Source organism: Pseudomonas sp. SDO5215_S409 (assembly GCF_054071325.1).
In genome coordinates this window covers 14,670-32,361 of record NZ_JBSVWN010000066.1, presented here as the reverse complement: position 1 = coordinate 32,361, position 17,692 = coordinate 14,670, and the positions used below count along the sequence as shown (strand labels likewise).

The 17,692-nt window shown below is 64.9% G+C and carries 13 protein-coding genes, 1 tRNA gene and 2 pseudogenes; 4 read left to right on the top strand and 12 right to left on the bottom strand.

The window, feature by feature from the left end; genetic code table 11:
• The 3 genes and pseudogenes from ACW9H9_RS25215 to ACW9H9_RS25205 all read right to left on the bottom strand — a co-directional run.
• Positions 1-213: pseudogene (locus tag ACW9H9_RS25215) on the bottom strand (IS5/IS1182 family transposase); the annotation flags it as partial.
• Between the two features lie 76 nt (positions 214-289).
• On the bottom strand, positions 290-1,117 hold the full coding sequence (locus ACW9H9_RS25210; RefSeq protein ID WP_457345998.1) for a tetratricopeptide repeat protein: 828 nt from the start codon (positions 1,115-1,117) through the stop codon (positions 290-292).
• A gap of 2 nt (positions 1,118-1,119) precedes the next feature.
• A complete protein-coding gene (locus ACW9H9_RS25205; protein ID WP_457345997.1) occupies positions 1,120-1,800 on the bottom strand; it encodes a Fe2+-dependent dioxygenase in 681 nt (226 codons plus the stop codon).
• Positions 1,801-1,996: 196 nt separating this feature from the next.
• On the opposite strand from ACW9H9_RS25205, the gene ACW9H9_RS25200 reads away from it, so the two are divergent.
• A complete protein-coding gene (locus tag ACW9H9_RS25200) occupies positions 1,997-4,522 on the top strand; it encodes a PepSY domain-containing protein (RefSeq protein WP_457345996.1) in 2,526 nt (841 codons plus the stop codon).
• A 174-nt stretch (positions 4,523-4,696) separates the two neighbouring features.
• On the opposite strand, the gene ACW9H9_RS25195 is transcribed toward ACW9H9_RS25200, so the two are convergent.
• The 4 genes from ACW9H9_RS25195 to ptsP all read right to left on the bottom strand — a co-directional run bounded on the left by ACW9H9_RS25195 (position 4,697) and on the right by ptsP (position 10,971).
• Entirely contained in the window at positions 4,697-5,278 is a 582-nt protein-coding gene (locus tag ACW9H9_RS25195; protein WP_457345995.1) for a hypothetical protein, read from the bottom strand.
• Between the two features lie 179 nt (positions 5,279-5,457).
• Positions 5,458-7,158 (bottom strand): PTS fructose-like transporter subunit IIB, encoded by a 1,701-nt coding sequence (locus tag ACW9H9_RS25190; protein WP_457345994.1) that lies wholly within the window; start codon positions 7,156-7,158, stop codon positions 5,458-5,460.
• 12 nt (positions 7,159-7,170) lie between these two features.
• Positions 7,171-8,112, bottom strand: coding sequence for a 1-phosphofructokinase (gene pfkB, locus ACW9H9_RS25185; RefSeq protein WP_457345993.1), 942 nt, complete (start codon positions 8,110-8,112; stop codon positions 7,171-7,173).
• Positions 8,113-10,971, bottom strand: a complete 2,859-nt coding sequence (gene ptsP / locus ACW9H9_RS25180) for a phosphoenolpyruvate--protein phosphotransferase (protein WP_457345992.1) — start codon at positions 10,969-10,971, stop codon at positions 8,113-8,115.
• A 294-nt stretch (positions 10,972-11,265) separates the two neighbouring features.
• Here ptsP and cra point away from each other — a divergent pair, with 294 nt between their 5' ends.
• Positions 11,266-12,261, top strand: coding sequence for a catabolite repressor/activator (cra, locus tag ACW9H9_RS25175; RefSeq protein WP_457345991.1), 996 nt, complete (start codon positions 11,266-11,268; stop codon positions 12,259-12,261).
• Between the two features lie 5 nt (positions 12,262-12,266).
• Positions 12,267-13,049, top strand: coding sequence for a TatD family hydrolase (locus ACW9H9_RS25170; RefSeq protein ID WP_457345990.1), 783 nt, complete (start codon positions 12,267-12,269; stop codon positions 13,047-13,049).
• Positions 13,050-13,062: 13 nt separating this feature from the next.
• On the opposite strand, the gene ampE is transcribed toward ACW9H9_RS25170, so the two are convergent.
• From ampE to ACW9H9_RS25155, 3 genes and pseudogenes are all read right to left on the bottom strand, one after another.
• Positions 13,063-13,899, bottom strand: coding sequence for a regulatory signaling modulator protein AmpE (gene ampE / locus ACW9H9_RS25165; protein WP_457345988.1), 837 nt, complete (start codon positions 13,897-13,899; stop codon positions 13,063-13,065).
• Positions 13,896-14,459 (bottom strand): 1,6-anhydro-N-acetylmuramyl-L-alanine amidase AmpD, encoded by a 564-nt coding sequence (gene ampD / locus ACW9H9_RS25160; protein WP_457345986.1) that lies wholly within the window; start codon positions 14,457-14,459, stop codon positions 13,896-13,898. The genes ampE and ampD overlap by 4 nt, the downstream gene beginning before the upstream one ends.
• 127 nt (positions 14,460-14,586) lie before the next feature.
• Positions 14,587-15,975: pseudogene (locus ACW9H9_RS25155) on the bottom strand (DUF1631 family protein); the annotation flags it as partial.
• Positions 15,976-16,242: 267 nt separating this feature from the next.
• Here ACW9H9_RS25155 and nadC point away from each other — a divergent pair.
• The gene (nadC, locus tag ACW9H9_RS25150; RefSeq protein ID WP_457345985.1) at positions 16,243-17,091 is read left to right on the top strand and encodes a carboxylating nicotinate-nucleotide diphosphorylase; all 849 of its coding nucleotides are present in this window, start codon (positions 16,243-16,245) and stop codon (positions 17,089-17,091) included.
• Between the two features lie 58 nt (positions 17,092-17,149).
• Here nadC and ACW9H9_RS25145 read toward each other — a convergent pair whose 3' ends face one another.
• Positions 17,150-17,455 (bottom strand): DUF6388 family protein, encoded by a 306-nt coding sequence (locus tag ACW9H9_RS25145; RefSeq protein WP_457345983.1) that lies wholly within the window; start codon positions 17,453-17,455, stop codon positions 17,150-17,152.
• A 133-nt stretch (positions 17,456-17,588) separates the two neighbouring features.
• Positions 17,589-17,664: transfer RNA gene (locus ACW9H9_RS25140), tRNA-Thr, on the bottom strand.
• Positions 17,665-17,692: the final 28 nt, after the last annotated feature.

The window sequence follows — 17,692 nt, the reverse complement described above, 5'->3', positions numbered from 1 at the left end:
GTTGGAAGCTGCCCTTGGGCCGCTCTTTAATAAGAACAATCCCGGCCAGCTTCAAGGCTTTTGCGAACGTGTCGGGATGAGCGGTGATGCCCGTTTCGGCATGAAATGCTTGCGCCAATCGGCCTGACTGGAGTAGGGCTGAGCATGGGCAAGCTTGTTCCGCAGTGGGTGATGCTCCGCAGCAATTACGGGAGGGCGTCCAGTTTTAGGCATGGCTCTATGCTGTGTAGAAGAGAGGTAAGGAGCTTACTTTATTTTGTCTACACCCTCTAGGTAAGGTCAGAAATGTTCAGCCCTGCTGTGCCTGCCGCGTCCTGTGAAGATCAATATGACTTCGTGATGTCATTACCCCTCTATCCAACCGCTCACCCTGTAGTTGAACCAACCGCGCCTGATACTCACTCTCCAACGCACGAATCTGCGGCTGCCGGGCAGCCGCCAGCGTCGGGCAGGCCAGGCGCAGGAACTTGGCGTTCCCGCCTTCGAGCGCCTTGCGCAGCCACATCAGCGCTGTCTCGATTTCGCCTTGGTCTGCCAACACCGCGCCATGGCTGAACTGGCCGCGAAAGTCCCCGCCTTCGGCCGCACGCTGATACCACGCCTGCGCCGCTGGCCAATCCCTGGGGCAATGCTGGCCGTCGTCGAGGTAGCGGCCCAGCAGGTTCATCGATTTGGCGTGGCCTTGCTCCGCCGCCATGCGGTAGCAGGCCTGCGCTTGCCGGTGGTCTTCAGCCACCCCTCGGCCGGTGGCCAGCAGGTTGGCGTAGTGGTACTGGCCCCAGTCCAGCCCGCCCTCGGCGGCCAGGCGGTAGTGTTGCGCGGCGCCCGCTTCGTCAACGGCGCAGCCCCAGCCGTGTTCAAGGCAGCGCCCGGCCATGTTGCGGGCCATCAAGTGGCCGCCTTGCGCGGCGATTCGGAACCAGCGCAGCGCCAGCGCTTCGTCGCGTTCGATGCCGCGCCCTTGCAGCAGGATTTGCCCGAGCAAGGCTTGTGCGTCCACCACCCCTTGGCCGGCCGCCATCAGAATCGCCTGGGCGGCGCGGGACGGGGAGTCCTCCAGCATGGCCTGCAGTTGTTGCCCGTTGAGGTGTTCTTCGCGGCGCAGTTGAAAGCTCATGCTCAGACCTCAACCCAGCGGCGCAACAGGTTGTGGTAAGTGCCAGTGAGCTGGATCAGCGCCGGGTGGTCGGGCACGTCGCGGGTCAGTTGCTGGATCGCGCCGTCCATCTCGAACAGCAGGGTGCGCTGGCTGTCTTCGCGCACCAGGCTTTGGGTCCAGAAAAACGCGGCGTACCGGGTGCCACGGGTCACGGCGTTGACTTTATGCAGGCTGGAGCCTGGGTACAGCACCATGTCACCCGCGGGCAATTTGACGCGTTGATGGCCGAACGTGTCCTGGATCTGCAGCTCGCCGCCGTCATACTCGTCCGGGTCGCTGAAAAACAGGGTGGACGACAGGTCTGTGCGCACGCGCTCAAGGCTGCCCCGGGGCTGGCGCACGGCGTTGTCGATGTGAAAGTCGAAACTGCCGCCCGCGGTGTAACAGTTCAGCAGCGGCGGGAAGACTTTGCGCGGTAATGCCGCCGACATGAACAGCGGGTTTTTCCACAGGCGCTCCAGCAGCGCAGCGCCAATTTCCTTGGCCAGTGCGTGCCCTTCGGGCAGTTGCAGGTTGTGCTTGGCCTTGGCCGACTGGTGCCCGGCCGTGATCTTGCCGTCGGCCCAGTCGGCTTGCGCCAGGGCTTCGCGGATGCGCAGCACTTCCTCACGTGAGAACAGGGCGGGAATGTGCAGCAACATGGCGGCAGTACCTGAAAATAAAGAGATGCCAATGGTATTGATTCTTATTGGCCATGTAAAATTCTGCAACAAATTCGCCGACAAGACTCCACGCATCGGATGCCGCACGCTTTTGCGTGTAAAAAAGAATCTTTCTCGACAACTCACGGCATAATGCGCGCCGTGAAAATCCCCACTCGCTCCGAGGCCGCCTCAATTGTTGAAAAAATCCCTGTTTCAGCTGCACTGGTTTTTCGGCATTACCGCAGGGCTGGTCTTGGCATTGATGGGGATCACCGGCGCCACGGTGTCGTTCCAGGATGAGATCCTGCGGGCGCTCAACCCCAGCGTACTCACGGTGCAAAAACGCGAAGCGGGCGTGCTGCCGCCCGCCGAACTGGTGCGCATCCTGGAAGCGCGCGAAGGCAAGGTGGTGTCGATGCTCTGGGTGGAGCGCGAAGACGGCAACGCCGCCCGCGTGTTTTTCACCGCGCCTGCGGGCGAGCGGCGCGGGCAGATGCGTTACTTCGACCCGTACACCGGCGACTACATGGGCGACGCCGTCGGCCAGGATTTTTTCGGGTTTGTGCTGCAACTGCACCGGTTCCTGGCGGCGGGCGATACCGGTCGGCAGATCACCGGCGCCTGCACGCTGATCCTGGTGTTTTTCTGCCTGTCGGGCCTGTACCTGCGCTGGCCACGCCAAGCGGCCAACTGGCGTGCCTGGCTGACCCTGGACTGGCGCAAAAAAGGCCGCAGTTTCCACTGGGGCCTGCACTCGGTGTTCGGCACCTGGTGCCTGTTGTTTTACCTGCTGTCGGCGTCGACCGGGTTGTTCTGGTCCTACGAGTGGTACAGCCAGGGCCTGACAAAGCTGATGTCCGATGCCCCACAAAACGAGCGGGTGCGCAAACGCGGCCCGGCGCCCGAAGGTCCGCCGCCGGTGGCCAATTACGACGCCATCTGGAGCAGCCTCTATAGCCACGCAGGCCCGGACCTGAGCGCCTACAACATCCGCATGCCGGCCATCGCCGGGCAACCGGCCATCGTGTACTACCTGCTCAAGACCTCGCCCCATGACCGGGCGCTGAACCAGATCAACCTTGACCCGGCCACCGGCGAGGTCAAGTCGCACGAGCGCTACGCCACCAAAAGCCTCGCGTCCCAGTTGTTGACCAGCGTGTATGCGCTGCATGTCGGCAGCTATTTCGGGGTGATCGGCCGCGTCATCATGACCCTCGCCGGGGCCTGCATGCCGCTGTTCTTTATCACCGGCTGGCTGTTGTACCTGGACCGTCGCCGCAAAAAACGCCAGGTGCGCGATGCGCGCCAGGGCCTGGCGCCGTCCCACAGTGACGCGTCCTCCTGGCTGGTGGGTTTTGCCAGCCAGAGCGGTTTTGCCGAACAACTGGCGTGGCACACCGCCGGGCAATTGCAGGCCGCCGGGGTGCCGGTGAAGGTGCAGCCCCTGGGCGCCGTCAGCGAGGACGACTTGCGCCAGTCCAGCCATGCGCTGTTTGTGGTCAGCACCTTTGGCGACGGCGAAGCCCCCGACAGCGCACGCGGTTTCGAGCGCACGGTGCTGGGCAAAGGCCTGCCCCTGAACGGCCTGAACTATTCGGTACTGGCCTTGGGCGATCGCCAGTACCCCCACTTCTGCGGCTTTGCCCGGCGCCTGCATTTCTGGCTGACCAACCAGGGCGGCACCCCGCTGTTTGCCCCGGTGGAAGTCGACAACGGCGACCCCACGGCCTTGCAACACTGGCAGCACCAACTGGGCCAACTGACCGGCCACGCCCCCGCCAGCGCCTGGCCCACCGCCGCCTTTGAACCCTGGACCTTGCAGTACCGCACCCTGCTCAACCCCGGCAGCGCAGGGTCCGGCGTCTACCTGCTCGGCCTGGTCCCCGCGCAGCCACGCGACTGGCGCGCCGGGGACCTGGTGGAAGTGCTGCCACGCAACTGCCCCTGGGCCATCGAGCATTTCCTCGACGGGCTGGGCCTGGCGGGCAGTGACGGCGTGCTTATCGCAGGCCTGGCCCAACCCCTCGCCCAGGCATTGGCCAGCCGCCAATTGCCCGACAGCCGCACCCACCTGGTCGGCCTGCATGCACAGGCGTTGGTGGATGCGCTGGTGCCGCTGGCCATGCGCGAATACTCGATCGCCTCGATTGCCAGCGACGGCGTGCTGGAGTTGATCGTACGCCAGGAGCGTCACGCCGACGGCAGCCTGGGCCTGGGTTCCGGCTGGCTGACCGAACATGCCGCCGTAGGCGCAAGCATCAGCCTGAAGGTGCGCCGCAACAGTGGCTTCCACCTGCCGAAGGCTCCCGTGCCGCTGATCCTGCTGGGCAACGGCACCGGGCTGGCGGGCCTGCGCAGCTTGCTCAAGGCGCGGATCGCCGACGGGCAACAGCGCAACTGGCTGCTGTTTGGCGAGCGCAATTTTGCCCATGACTACCACTGCCAGGACGAGCTGCAAGGGTGGCTGGCAAGCGGCGATTTGCCGTTACTGGACCTGGCGTTTTCGCGGGACCAGGCAGAAAAGATCTACGTGCAGGACCGCCTGCGCGAGTCGGCGCCGGTGCTGCGCAAATGGCTGGCCGACGGCGCGGCGATTTACGTGTGCGGCAGTTTGCAGGGCATGGCCGCTGGCGTGGACCAGGTACTGGTGGACGTGCTGGGCACTGCGGCGGTCGAGCGCTTGATCGAACAGGGCCGCTACCGGCGGGATGTCTACTGACCACGCGGGCGATGTTGGGGCATGAAGCAACCTGCCAGTCAGGCAGGTTGCAGCGTTTGCTCAAGCATCGACACCCGGCCTGTTCCCGACGCTGCTGGCCCCATCGAAAATCATGGTCTGCCGCCTTGCGCCGCTAACCGGGCCACTGCGCATTCGGTGTCGATAAACAGGTGCTTAGGTCACGATAAAAGCAGGTTGTTTGCACATGGTGAGGTTGCCCAGGTTCTCGTTGATATCGAGCTTTGAAGTGCCGATATCAAACTGGTAATAAACCTTCCACGAGATCGCGGACCGGGCGCCGGTGGTGCAGAACTTGATCAGCTTGGCCTTGCAGGTCGCCTCGTAATGGGTCCCTGCCAGCATCCGCGCCGGGCTGGCGCCGGGGTCTTTGGACTGGCACGGGCAGTGCGACAGGAACACTTCGGCCTTGGCGGGCGGACGGCCCCGCAAGGCCACGAAGTTCTGCACGCACTCATCGAAATGCTCGATCATCGACTCTTCCGCGTGCCGGCTTTCGGCCTCGACCTGCCGCTGCGTGGCCAGGCTCAGCGCCACCGGCAACATGGCATGGTATCGCTCTTGGTGCTGGTCTTTTGTCAGCGTCCTGCCCAGCAACTGCGCATGCAATTTCAGCTTGTTGCCCACGGCACTGTTAGCCACCTGGTCACGGGACTGACGGCTGACAAACACGTAGTAACGCGCGCCCTCAAAGCTGAGCACCAGACCAATCGCACCCGGGCGTTCACGTAGCGGCATCGCTTCTCGGAGTGTGTCTCGGTAAACAAGCATGTGCATCTCCCAAATCAGTCGATAAACCAGTAGGAAGATGAACACGCCAGGGGCGGGATTTATTCCCGTGAATGCAATCGCGCCGGATCTTTCCGGGCGCCTGCGGCCGCTTGCTTAATGGCCAAAAGCCGCATGTGCGGCAGGTGTCAGACCTTGAGCTCGACCGCCTCGGGCCGCTTGAGCAGCGCGTACACCAGGCCGGTCAGCACACTGCCCGCCACAATCGCCAGCAGGTACAGCAACGCGTGGTTGATGGCGTTGGGAATCAGCAGCACAAACAAGCCGCCGTGGGGCGCCATCAGCTTGCAGCCGAAATACATCGACAGGGCCCCGGTGAGCGCCCCCCCGGCGATGCTCGCCGGGATGACCCGCAACGGGTCCTTGGCGGCGAACGGAATCGCCCCCTCCGAGATAAAGCACAGCCCCAGAATCAGCGCCGCCTTGCCCGCCTCGCGCTCGGTCTGGGCGAACTTGCGCCGGGCCAGCAACGTGGCGATGCCCATGCCGATCGGCGGCGCCATCCCGGCGGCCATGGTCGCGGCCATCGGCGCCCCGCTTTGCGCGGCCAGCAGGCCCACAGAAAACGCGTAGGCCGCCTTGTTGATCGGCCCGCCGAGGTCCACGCACATCATGGCGCCCAGCAAAATACCCAGCAGCACGGCGTTGGTGGTGCCCATGTTGCCCAGAAAGTCCGTCAGCACCGTGAGCATGTGCGCCACCGGCGGGCCCACCAGGTAGATCATCACCAGGCCGGTGAACAGGCTCGCCAGCAGCGGGATGATGAGGATCGGCTTGAGCGCGTCCAGGCTCTGGGGCAAGCGCACTGTGCGGGTGATGCACTTGACGCTGTAGCCTGCGAGAAACCCGGCCAGAATCCCGCCGATGAAGCCTGCACCCAAGGTGCCTGCCAACAGGCCGCCGATCATCCCGGGCGCCAGCCCCGGACGGTCGGCGATCGAGTAGGCGATGTACCCCGCCAGCAACGGCACCATCAGCATGAACGCCTGGTCGCCGACGCTTTTCAGTGCGGCGGCCAGGGTGCCGGGTTCTTCGAAGGCATGAATGCCGAACACAAACGACAGGGCAATCAGCAAGCCGCCCGCCACCACCATCGGCAGCATGAACGACACACCGGTGAGCAGGTGTTTGTAGACCCCGGTCTTCTCGGGCTTGGCCAGTGTGGCGCCGCTGGCGGCGCTTTCCGGCCGGGCTTCGGCCAAGGCGTTGTTGAGGGTCGCCTGCGCTTGTTTGAGCGCAATGCCGGTGCCGCAGCGGTAGATTTTCTTGCCGGCAAACCGCTCGGTCGCCACCTCGATATCGGTGGCCAGCAACACCACATCCGCCTCGCGAATGGCGTCCGCGCTCAGCGGGGTGCGCGCCCCGACCGAACCTTGGGTTTCCACCTGCAATTGATAGCCCAGGCGCTGGGCCGCCTGCTGCAACGCCTCGGCCGCCATGAACGTATGGGCCACGCCCGTGGGGCACGCGGTGATGGCCACAAGGCGCGGCGCGCGAGCGGCCAGGGCTTCGCTTGCGACGTGCACGCTGGCTTCGGCCGCGCCACGGCGCAAGACGGCGTCGACATCCGCCAACGCCTGGGCCGGGGTGCTCTGGAACACGCGCTTGCCGACAAACCGCTGCATGTCCACCGGCGTGCTGGTGACCAGCAGCACCCAGTCGGCGGCCTCCAAAGTGGCCAAAGGCAATTGCCGCTCCGGGTGTTGCACGTCCACCACTTCAACGTGGGTGCTCCACCCTTGGCGCTGCGCGGCGGCGTCCAGCAAACGGGCGCACAGCACGCTGGTGACCCTGCCGTTCGGGCAGGCAGTAACAATGGCTAACTTCATGACCGGCCTCTCTTATTGTTGTGTCAGCGCGCTGAGCTGCACGGCGCTTTCAAGGCGCGCCAATTGCGCGTCGTCGCGGATGCCAAAACCGATTTGCGTCACGGCCATCGCAGCAATCGCGGTGGCTCGGCGCAAGGTGGTTTCCGGTGAATCGGCCTTCAGCAGACCATGGAGCATCCCGGCCAACAGCGAGTCGCCCGCCCCCACCGTGCTGGCGACCACCACCTGGGGGGGCGTGGCATGCAACGCCGTGCCGGGGCCGAACCAGTTCACGCCGTCGGCACCTTGGGAGATCACCACGTGCTCGACGCCGCGGGCGTGCAAATGCGCGGCCGCCTGCGCCTGTCGCGCCGCATCGTCCGCCGGGCCACCGAGCACATCGGCCAACTCTTGGGTATTGGGTTTGATCAACCAGGGGCCCGCGTCGAGCCCGGCGCGCAGGGCGTCGCCGCTGGTGTCCAGGGCGACTTTCAAGCCCAGGCTTTTCAGATGGTGTACCAAAACGCCCAGCCACTGCGGGCTGACCCCACGCGGCAGGCTGCCAGCCACCACCACGGCGTCATGCCCGGGTGCCACGCGCGTCAGTTGATCGAGCAACGCTTGCTGCGCCTGCTCGCTCACCTGCGGCCCGGGCGCGTTGATGTCCGTCACCTGGCCGCTTTGCTCGGCGATCTTGATGTTGCTGCGGGTTTCCCCGGGCACCCGCATAAAGGCATCGGCAAACCCGCGACAGGCGATCAGGGCCTCGAACGCTTGCGGGTTGTCTTCACCGAGAAAGCCGCCCACGGTCACGTGATGGCCCAGGTCTGCCAGGACCTGAGCCACGTTCACGCCCTTGCCCGCCGCGTGGGTCAACATCGCCTCACTGCGGTTGACGGCGCCCGGTTCCAGGCGCGTCAGGCGCACGGTCAGGTCCAACGCCGGGTTCAGCGTCAGGCTTAAAATCCTTGCCATTTATTCGTTCTCCACTAACGCACGCACCTGGGCGGCAGAGCCCGCCGCCAGTGCCTGCTGCGCAAGGCCTTGGGCCTGGCGCAAACTCAATTCACGCACCCGGGCCTTGACCTCGGCAATGCTGCGGGCCGACACGCTCAACTCATCCACCCCCAGGCCCACCAGCACCGGCACGGCCAGCGGGTCTGCCGCCAGCTCGCCGCACACGCCCACCCATTTGCCATGGGCATGGGCGGCGCGCACGGTGATGTCGATCAGCTGCAGCACCGCCGGGTGCAGGCCGTCCGCCTGGGCCGACAGCGTCGGGTGGCCCCGGTCGATGGCCAGGGTGTATTGGGTCAGGTCGTTGGTGCCAACGCTGAAAAAGTCCACTTCCCGGGCCAGCACCGGCGCCAGCAAGGCAGCGGACGGGACTTCGATCATGATGCCCAGCTGCAAGTCGGCCACCGGGATGTCCCGGCGCAAGCGCTCGGTCATGTCGCGGGCCTGGCGCCACTCGTCCAGGCTGCCGACCATCGGAAACATGATGCGCAGCGCACGCCCGTCGGCAGCGCGCAGCAGGGCGCGCAATTGCGCCTCCATGATCGCCGGGCGTTGCAGGGTCAGACGAATGCCGCGCACACCGAGGAAGGGGTTTTCTTCTTTGGCGATCGGCCAGTAAGGCAGCGGTTTGTCGCCGCCCACATCCAGGGTGCGCACCACCAGCGGGCGACCTTGCAGGCCGTCGAGCACGCGGCGGTATTCGGCCTCTTGGGTGGCCTCGTCGGGGGCCTGGGGGTGAGCCATGAAAATCAGTTCGGTGCGCAGCAGGCCGATGCCTTCGGCGCCCTGCTCCACGGCCAACGCAACGCCTGCACTTTCCCCCACATTAGCGAACACTTCAACGGCGTGGCCATCACGGGTCCGCGCCGGCTCAAAGCGTTGCGCGGCGGCGGCTTGCAAGCGCTGCTCGCGGGTGTCGCGCTCAACGGTGGCGCGCTGCAACGTCGCGGCGTCGGGGCTGACATGCAGGCGCCCGCGCTGGCCGTCGAGCAATAACGGCGTGCCGTCTGCGAGCAACAACACCGCAGGCCCGGCGCCCACCAGCGCCGCAATGCCCAGGGCGCGAGCGACGATGGCGCTGTGGGCGGTGGCACCGCCGCGCGCGGTGAGGATACCGGCGACGCGGGCCGGGTCCAGGCGCGCCACGTCCGAGGGGCCGACTTCGTCCATCACCAAAATGTAGGGCTCGCTTGGCGCCTGGGCCGCCGCCACACCACACAACTGCGCCAGCACTCGGCGGCCGATGTCGCGCAGGTCGGCGGCACGCTCGGCGAGCAAGGCGTCCTGCAGCGCTGCCTGCTGTTGGGCCGCCGCCTCGATCACGCTCATCCAGGCCGCTTCAGCGCTGTCGCCTTGCTTGAGGCGGGTGTCGACGTCGTCGGCCAATTCCGGGTCGTCGAGCATTTCCTGGTGGGTGATAAAAATGTCGCGGATAGCCGCGGCGGTGCCACGGTCGATCAGGCCCTGGATGTCCGCGCGCACCTGCGCCAGCGCGGCGTGCAGGCGCTGGCGCTCGATCACGGCGGACTCGCCGCGCAGCGGGTAGTCGAACGGTTGCGGCACCTGAACGTACGCCGGGCCCATGGCGATGCCGGGCGCGGCGGGCACGGCTTGCCACTGGCTGCCGGCAGGCGGGGCGCTGAGCGTGGGTTCGGGCTCAGTGGCAGCAGGTAACGCGACCTCGATGGGCAACGGCTCGACCGTTTCACCCAGGCCCGCCTGCACCGCCGCCAGCAACGCGGGCAGCGCTTCGTCGGCAATGCCGGGCGCGGCGACAAACTCCAGCACTTGGCCCCGCCGGGCCCCGAGGCTCAGCAGCTTGCTCAGGCTTTTGACCGACACGGCGCCCACCGGGCCGTCCAGCACGCGCACACGAATATCGCCGTCAAAACCTTTTGCCAACTGCGCCAGGACCTTGGCCGGGCGGGCATGCAAACCGTGGGCGTTGGCCAAGGTGATACGGGCACTGGGCCAATCGGCGGGCAATTCGCCGCCGAGCACTTCAAGCACCGCGCGACGGCTGGTGGCACGGCCCAGTTCCTGGCCACGGCCTTCAATCAGCAACGCACACAGGCGTTCCAGCAAGGCTTGGTGGGCCTCACCCAGGCTGGCCAGGCAAAACAGCCCGTTCAAGGGCTGGCCGAGGTAGCGCAGGGGTTTGTCCGGCGTGACAAATGCCAGGCCCGGGCGCTTTACCGTTTGTTCGCTGTGCAGCCACCACAGGCCATCGCCCAGCGGCAGCGCATCGACTTGTTGCAGCACCGCGGCGAAACCGTTGCCCACGCAATCGGCCTGGCGCAGCAAACGGGCGCCGCGCCACACCAGTTCTTCAAAGTCGTCGGCCGACACGCCAAGGCTGATCATTTGTGCATCCAGCGCCAGCGCCTGCGGCGCGCCTTGCAGCAATTTCAACAACGCCTGGGCAGAACCTGCGCGGCGCAAGGCCTGGCCCAGGTCGGTTTCGCCCAGGGCACGGGTGAGCAGTTGCAGCAGGCGCAGGTGTTCGTCGGACTTGGCCGCGATGCCGATGGCCAGGTACACGATCTGGCCGTCGCCCCAGTCCACCCCTTCGGGAAATTGCAGCAGGCGCACGCCGGTGCTGAACACCTGGTCACGGGTTTCGGGGGTGCCGTGGGGAATGGCAATGCCTTGGCCGAGAAAGGTCGAGCCTTGAGCCTCACGGGCCTGCAAGCCCTCAAGGTAGCCCTCGGCGACCAGGCCGTCGGCCACGAGTTTGCCAGCGAGCAAGTGCAAGGCCGCAGACTTGTCCACCGCCGTCTGGCCCATGGAAATCTGCTCGTGGGTGAGCTCAAGCATGCCGTTCTCCTGATCAGCGCATCGGGTGCACTGGCTATTATTTTTGAATAAATCGGTGCAAAAGCGGGTGCAGGCGCTGACTGGGCGGTCAGTGGGCAGGCCTGCATTCGTCGCCATGTTCGCCAAAATACGCTTGCTGAAACGTTTAATCTAGCGTCAATAGTCGGTTATGTCTGAATTGAGCGGGTAAACAAGCGCCGCCCGGCGTTGAGGTGCGACAATGGTCGTCTGCAAGAATCGTTTACGATTGGACAAAATGTCGGGGCAAGCTCCAAAAAACAAGGAAATCCCGGTTTGAAACTCAGTGATATCGCCCGTCTGGCCGGTGTGTCGGTGACCACCGCCAGCTACGTCATCAACGGCAAAGCCGAACAGCAACGGATCAGCAGCGCCACCGTCGAACGGGTGCGCGCCGTCGTTGAAGAGCACGGCTTTACGCCCAACCCCCAGGCCGCCGGGCTGCGCAGCCGGCATACCCGTACGTTGGGGTTTATCCTGCCAGACTTGGAAAACCCCAGTTACGCGCGCATCGCCAAACTGCTGGAGCAAGGCGCCCGCGCCCGGGGCTACCAGTTGCTGATCGCCAGCTCCGATGACGACGCCAACAGTGAACGCCAACTGTTGCAACTGTTCCGCGCGCGCCGTTGCGATGCCTTGTTTGTGGCCAGTTGCCTGCCCGCGAGCGATGACAGCTACCGTGAACTGCAAGCCAAGGGCCTGCCGGTGATCGCCCTTGACCGGGTGATGGACCCGACGCAATTCTGCTCGGTGGTCAGCGACGACCGCCAGGCCTGCCTGCAATTGACCAGCAGCTTGCTGCAACCGGCGCCCCGCCAGATCGCGCTGATCGGCGCGCGGCCCGAACTGGGCATCAGCCAGGAACGTGCGGCGGGCTTTCACGAAGCCCTGCAAGGCTTTCACGGCGAGGTGCTGATCGAAGAAGGCGAGGCCTTCAGCCGCGACTGTGGCCGACAGCTGATGGAGCAATTGCTGCAACGCCTGGGGCATTTGCCTGACGCGCTGGTGACCACGTCCTACGTGCTGCTGCAAGGCGTGTTTGATGCACTGCATGACTTCCCGCTCAGGACCCATCCGCTGCACCTGGGCACGTTTGGCGATACCCAATTGCTGGACTTTCTGCCGTTGCCGGTCAACGCCATGGCCCAACAACACGCGCTGATCGCCGAAACCGCGCTGCGCCTGGCCTTGGCAGCCGTTGAAGAGGAGCGCTACCAGCCCGGGGTGCATGCCATCGGCCGTACCTTCAAACAACGGATTCACCCACAGTAATCGCGATGGAACTGATCGACAGCCACACGCACCTGGACTTTGCGGACTTCGACGCCGACCGCCGCGACGTGCTGGCCCGCAGCCGCCAGTTGGGCGTCAGGCGCATGGTGGTGCTGGGGGTCTATCAGCAGAATTGGCAGCGACTGTGGGACCTGGTGCAAGACGACGCGGACCTGTTCGCCGCCTTTGGGCTGCACCCGGTGTACCTCGACGATCACCGCCCCGCCGACCTCACCGAACTGGGCGACTGGCTGACCCGGCTCAACGGCCATCGGCAACTGTGCGCGGTGGGCGAAATCGGCCTGGACTATTTCCTTGAACACCTCGACCGCGCCCGCCAGCAAGCACTGTTTGAAGCCCAATTGCAGCTGGCCGTGGACTTCCAGCTGCCAGCCCTGCTGCACGTGCGCCGCAGCCACGCGGCGGTGATCGCCACCCTCAAGCGCATTCGCCTGTCACGCGGCGGCATCATTCACGCGTTTGCCGGCAGCTACGAAGAAGCCCGCGAATACCTCAAGCTGGGGTTCAAGCTCGGGCTGGGCGGCGCGGCCACCTGGCCCCAGGCACTGCGTATGCACAAGGTGCTCGCCCGCCTGCCGCTGGACGCGGTGGTGCTGGAAACCGACTCGCCGGACATGGCCCCGGTGATGTACCCCGGCCAGCGCAACAGCCCCGAACACCTGCCCCAGATTTGCGCCGCGCTGGCCGCGCACCTGAACACCCAGCCGCTCGCACTGGCCGAGGCCAGCACCCGCACGGCCTGTGAATTGTTTGGCTGGGCGCGCTGAGCCGGGGTGCAGCTCAGGGCAACACGGTCCAGATGGCAAACCCGGCGTACCACAGCACCGCGGCGCGCAGCAGCAGTTCCCAGAGACGGTCGAGGCTGTTGATGCCTTCGGCGCCCACCACCGGCGGCGGGATTTCACCGGCGGCCAGGCCGACCTTGTCCACCAGTTGCGCAGCCGTGATGTCCCAGCTCAACAGTTCGTGCAGCATCACGCGGCTGACCGCGACAAAGTTGCCCACCAGCGCAAAGCTCGCCGCCAGCAGGCGCACCGGCAGCCAGTCGAACGCGTGGCGCAGTTGCCCGGCGCGCTCGGCCACTCGCGGGTTCTGGCTGTGTTCGGCAGCCAGGGCCAGCAGGCGGTAGGCCAGCGCCGCCACGGGGCCCAGCAGGAAGTACCAGAAAATCACGGCGAAGAAGCTCTGGTAGGCCTGCCACAGCAAATGGCCCTGGACCCGCTCCAGCAATTGCTCGCCGTTGTCGGCGCACAGGTTCAGGTCGCGCTCGGCCACATGCTCGGCGGCTTGCAGGTCGCCACGGCGCCACGCGTCGCGAAACGGGCCGAGCCCGGCCATCACATCGCCACGGCCCAGGCTGTAGATGACCACCAGCAGGTGCACCGGCAATGCCAGCAGGCCATACGCCACAGGTTGCAGCCCCAGCAATAACAGGGCGAGCAAGGCCACCGGCAATAACACCAACAAGGCGAGGATCAGCCAGGGCTGTTTGCCCAGCCGCTCGCTCGACTCAAGCCGAGCCAGTTCTCGTCGCCACAGGCCGTCACGCTGCAACCGCTGACGCAAGGCCGAAAACTTCTCGATCCAGACCGCCAGCACCAACACCAGAAAACTCATTGTGTGTGTCCTCCTTGCTGCAAAGCGCCACGAAAGCGCGCCCAATCAAAAGCCGGTCCGGGATCGGTCTTGCGTCCCGGGGCGATATCGCTATGACCACAGATCCGTTCAACCGTGATGGCCGGGTACGCCGCCAGCAACTGGCGCGTCAGTGTCGTCAACGCCTGGTATTGCGCCTCGGTGAACGGCAGGTCGTCGGTGCCTTCAAGCTCCACGCCCAGGGAAAAATCGTTGCAGGTGTCGCGCCCCTCGAAACTCGAAATACCCGCATGCCAGGCGCGGTCCTGGCACGAGACAAACTGCGTGACCGCGCCGTCGCGCTCGATCAGAAAATGCGCAGACACGCGTAGGTGCGCGATCCCTTCAAAGTAGGCATGTTCCGTGACATCCAGGCGATTCTGGAAGAACTCTTGCACCTTGCCGGTGGCGAACTGCGCCGGCGGCAGGCTGATGTTGTGCACCACCAACAGGGAAATTTCGCCGCCGGGGCGTTCATTGAAGTTGGGTGAAAGGCAATGACGAATGCCCTGGCACCAACCGCTGGCGGGGTCCAACTGCATACAGGCTCCTTGAACAAGGCTCAGAGGGCGCAGTATGCCGCGTTAAGCCCCAAGGTTGCGATCACTTGCCGCGATTGAGTTGGCGCAGGTGGCCAATCACCGCCGCCAACGCGCGGTCAAACAACAGCGTGTCACGGCTAAGCGGTTCACTGCGGCGCTGTTCGCCCTGGGTCACGGCAGTGAACTCGCACAGCAACTGCGGGAAGATCGCCGGGTCGTCGGCAAAATCATTCAACAGGCGCTGCACCAACTGCTCGACTTGTGCGTACAGGCTGCGCCGCTGCCGCTCGTCACGCTGGCCCCAACCCGTGGCGGCCTGGTCAATTGCATCCAGCAGGCGCCGCGCCGGATGGTCGGCGCAACTGAAGAAGCTCTTGTCCAGCACCGCCACTTTCAACAGGGGAATCTGCAAGCGGGCGATCAGTGCCTTGAGGGACGCAGGCACGCTGCGGTCCTCGAGCATGAACTGGAACAGCATGCCGATCAGGTTGATGACATCTTCGTCGGCATCGTCGATCACTCGCGGCTTGCCGCTGATGACGCTGATGCGGGTCAAAAGCTCCTCAAGCTGGTTGCGCAGGTCAAAGTCGTCCTCCACCTCGGGCTGCGGCACGTATTGCTGCAAATGCGAGAGCAGGCGCAACAGGTCGCGGGTGGAGATGGGCTGGGGCCGGGCGCTGGGCTCAAGCGTGGGCGCAACGCTGCCGCGCACGGTGCTGAGCAGCTCTTGCAAGGCGGCGAACACCGCTTGGCCGCCGTCGCTGCGGGGGCGCACCTGGGGCGCGTGCGCGGCCGGCAAGTCGGGCCGGGGCGCGGCGCGGCGCGACGGCACGGCCTTGAGCGCGGGCAGTACGCCGGTGGCGATCAGCAATTGATTGGCGTCGCCGTAGAGGGCGTCGGCATCACTGAGTACGTACTTCTCAAACAGTTTGAGGATGATCAGCTTGACGCGGATCTCTACCCCCAGGTTACGCCCCGCCCGCAGGAAGTATTCACAGAGCATCGCGGGGCCCAGCGGGTTTTCGCGGTCATCCAGGCGCTTGCCAAGCAACTCGCTCAAGCGGGCAGTGAGTTGGCCCAAGGCCAGGCCATCACGGCGCTGCACCTTGCCGAGCATAGTTTCCAAGGCGAGGGCTTTTTCCAGTTCGTCCTTGGACTGGCCGGGCTGCGCCTCGTAGGACACCACCGGCACCAGGTGCAGCTCGCCGCGCCCTGCCCGGCCGAGCCTGGCGAAACCGTCGAAAAGCAGGTCCATGAACCCGCGCTCGAAATTCTTGCGCTTGAGGCGCAGGTCGCGCATGGCCTCGAAGAAAATACCGTGGTCCGTGTTGCTGCGGGCCTTGTCGGCCATCTCGAACAGGGTGTCGTCGGCGTTATCGAACAGGTCCTGTAACCCCTGCCTGAGCTGTTGCGCCGCCTTGTCACGGACTTGAAGCAGCACCACTGGCAAACGGGCGAGCGGCGAGGGCATCGCCATCGCCTTGTTGATGGGCACCACCTTTGCGTCGTTATGCATCCTGGCCTCCTGAAACGGCGGTGTCCGGTGTTGTAACCGATCGGTACGGGCCCGGGAAAACACCCCGAGCGCCGCGAATACCGGGCGGCCACTGATACGTCAAAGCTATGACGCCAATTGCAAGGCGCGAGATTATCTGGCAAATGGGGGCTGTTGCGCCAGCAAACTCTGCCCTTGTGCGCAAATGAGCCTGAGCCCGCGTGCGGCGCCTTGGGTTGCAAGGCGCCGTGCCCCTATAATCGGCGCACTTTGTTTGTGGAGCCCGTCATGCCCAATCTTCGCCTTGCCGACCTGACCGCCGAAATCGAAGCCAACGTGCGCCGCGCCTTGCTCGAGGACGTCGGCAGCGGTGATATCACCGCGCAATTGATCCCGGCCGAACGCCTGGCCAAGGCCACCATCATCACCCGCGACGCCGCCGTGATCAGCGGCACAGCGTGGGTGGACGCGGTGTTTCGCCAACTGGACCCACGGGTGGCCGTGCATTGGCAAGTACGTGACGGTGAGCGCGTGAGCCCCGACCAGGCGCTGTTCCACCTGGAAGGCCCAGCCCGTTCGCTGCTCAGCGGCGAGCGTTGCGCGCTGAACTTCCTGCAATTGCTGTCCGGTGTCGCCACCCGCGCGCACGACCTGGCGGACGTTGTCGCCAGTACCCAGGTCAAATTGCTGGACACCCGCAAGACTCTCCCGGGTCTACGCCTGGCGCAAAAATACGCAGTGACCTGCGGCGGCTGCCACAACCACCGCATCGGTTTGTACGACGCGTTCCTGATCAAGGAAAACCACATCGCGGCCTGCGGCGGCATTGCCCAAGCGATCAACGCCGCGCACAAAATCGCCCCGGGCAAGCCGGTGGAAGTCGAAGTGGAAAGCCTGGACGAACTGCGCGAAGCCCTGGCGGCCGGGGCCGACATCATCATGCTGGACGAGTTGAGCCTGGACGACATGCGTGAAGCCGTGCGCCTGAACGGCGGCAAGGCCAAGCTGGAAGCCAGCGGCGGGATCAATGAAAGTACGTTGCTGCCGATCGCACAAACCGGGGTGGACTACATCTCCATCGGTGCGATGACGAAAGACGTGAAGGCGGTGGACCTGTCGATGAGGCTGAGTTTGTGAGCCGCGCCAGGCTTCAAGCTGCCCACTGGCAGCCTGAAGCCTGGCACTACGCCTGCCCTTAAACGACCAAATCGTTCATTTCGCAGTACTCGTCCCACTCAACCCCCAACACCTCGGCCGCTTCCTTGTGCAATGCAAGGCGGGCGGTCTCGAACTCTTCGGGGGTGGACGTGTACTTCAGGGTCAGCTCCCAAGGCTGATAGCCCTGGCTCTCGGCCTCGTCCTCGAATGCCCACTGGATCTGGTCGCGCTGATCGTCGGCGCTCAACGCCTTGATCTCTTCTTTGAGTTGCGGCGATTCAGCGAGGTATTTTTCAAGGGCCGCTGCGTGCCGTGCTTCCTGGGTCATTGCTTGTGTGGTCATGGCGTTCTCTTGGATCGAGGAATGGGGATGCATCTGGGTCATCAAGGTCGATCAGATACAAAAGAGCCGGCCTGTGTACCGGCCCGTCTGGCCTTCAGAACCATTCTGGGATCATCTGAAAACTGTGTTGCGCTGGTGCCCGGGACAGGAATCGAACCTGCGACCTTCGCGTTACGAGTGCGCTGCTCTACCGGCTGAGCTACACGGGCGGTGGGCTAAAGCTAGCACTGCCTTGGG

What these genes read in the sequence shown, in the direction of transcription:
- ACW9H9_RS25210 (WP_457345998.1), bottom strand. Translation starts at nt 1,117, where the DNA reads ATGAGCTTTCAACTGCGCCGCGAAGAACACCTCAACGGGCAACAACTG.
- ACW9H9_RS25205 (WP_457345997.1), bottom strand. Translation starts at nt 1,800, where the DNA reads ATGTTGCTGCACATTCCCGCCCTGTTCTCACGTGAGGAAGTGCTGCGC.
- ACW9H9_RS25195 (WP_457345995.1), bottom strand. Translation starts at nt 5,278, where the DNA reads ATGCCGCTACGTGAACGCCCGGGTGCGATTGGTCTGGTGCTCAGCTTT.
- ACW9H9_RS25190 (WP_457345994.1), bottom strand. Translation starts at nt 7,158, where the DNA reads ATGAAGTTAGCCATTGTTACTGCCTGCCCGAACGGCAGGGTCACCAGC.
- pfkB (WP_457345993.1), bottom strand. Translation starts at nt 8,112, where the DNA reads ATGGCAAGGATTTTAAGCCTGACGCTGAACCCGGCGTTGGACCTGACC.
- ptsP (WP_457345992.1), bottom strand. Translation starts at nt 10,971, where the DNA reads ATGCTTGAGCTCACCCACGAGCAGATTTCCATGGGCCAGACGGCGGTG.
- ACW9H9_RS25170 (WP_457345990.1), top strand. Translation starts at nt 12,267, where the DNA reads ATGGAACTGATCGACAGCCACACGCACCTGGACTTTGCGGACTTCGAC.
- ampE (WP_457345988.1), bottom strand. Translation starts at nt 13,899, where the DNA reads ATGAGTTTTCTGGTGTTGGTGCTGGCGGTCTGGATCGAGAAGTTTTCG.
- ampD (WP_457345986.1), bottom strand. Translation starts at nt 14,459, where the DNA reads ATGCAGTTGGACCCCGCCAGCGGTTGGTGCCAGGGCATTCGTCATTGC.
- nadC (WP_457345985.1), top strand. Translation starts at nt 16,243, where the DNA reads ATGCCCAATCTTCGCCTTGCCGACCTGACCGCCGAAATCGAAGCCAAC.
- ACW9H9_RS25145 (WP_457345983.1), bottom strand. Translation starts at nt 17,455, where the DNA reads ATGACCACACAAGCAATGACCCAGGAAGCACGGCACGCAGCGGCCCTT.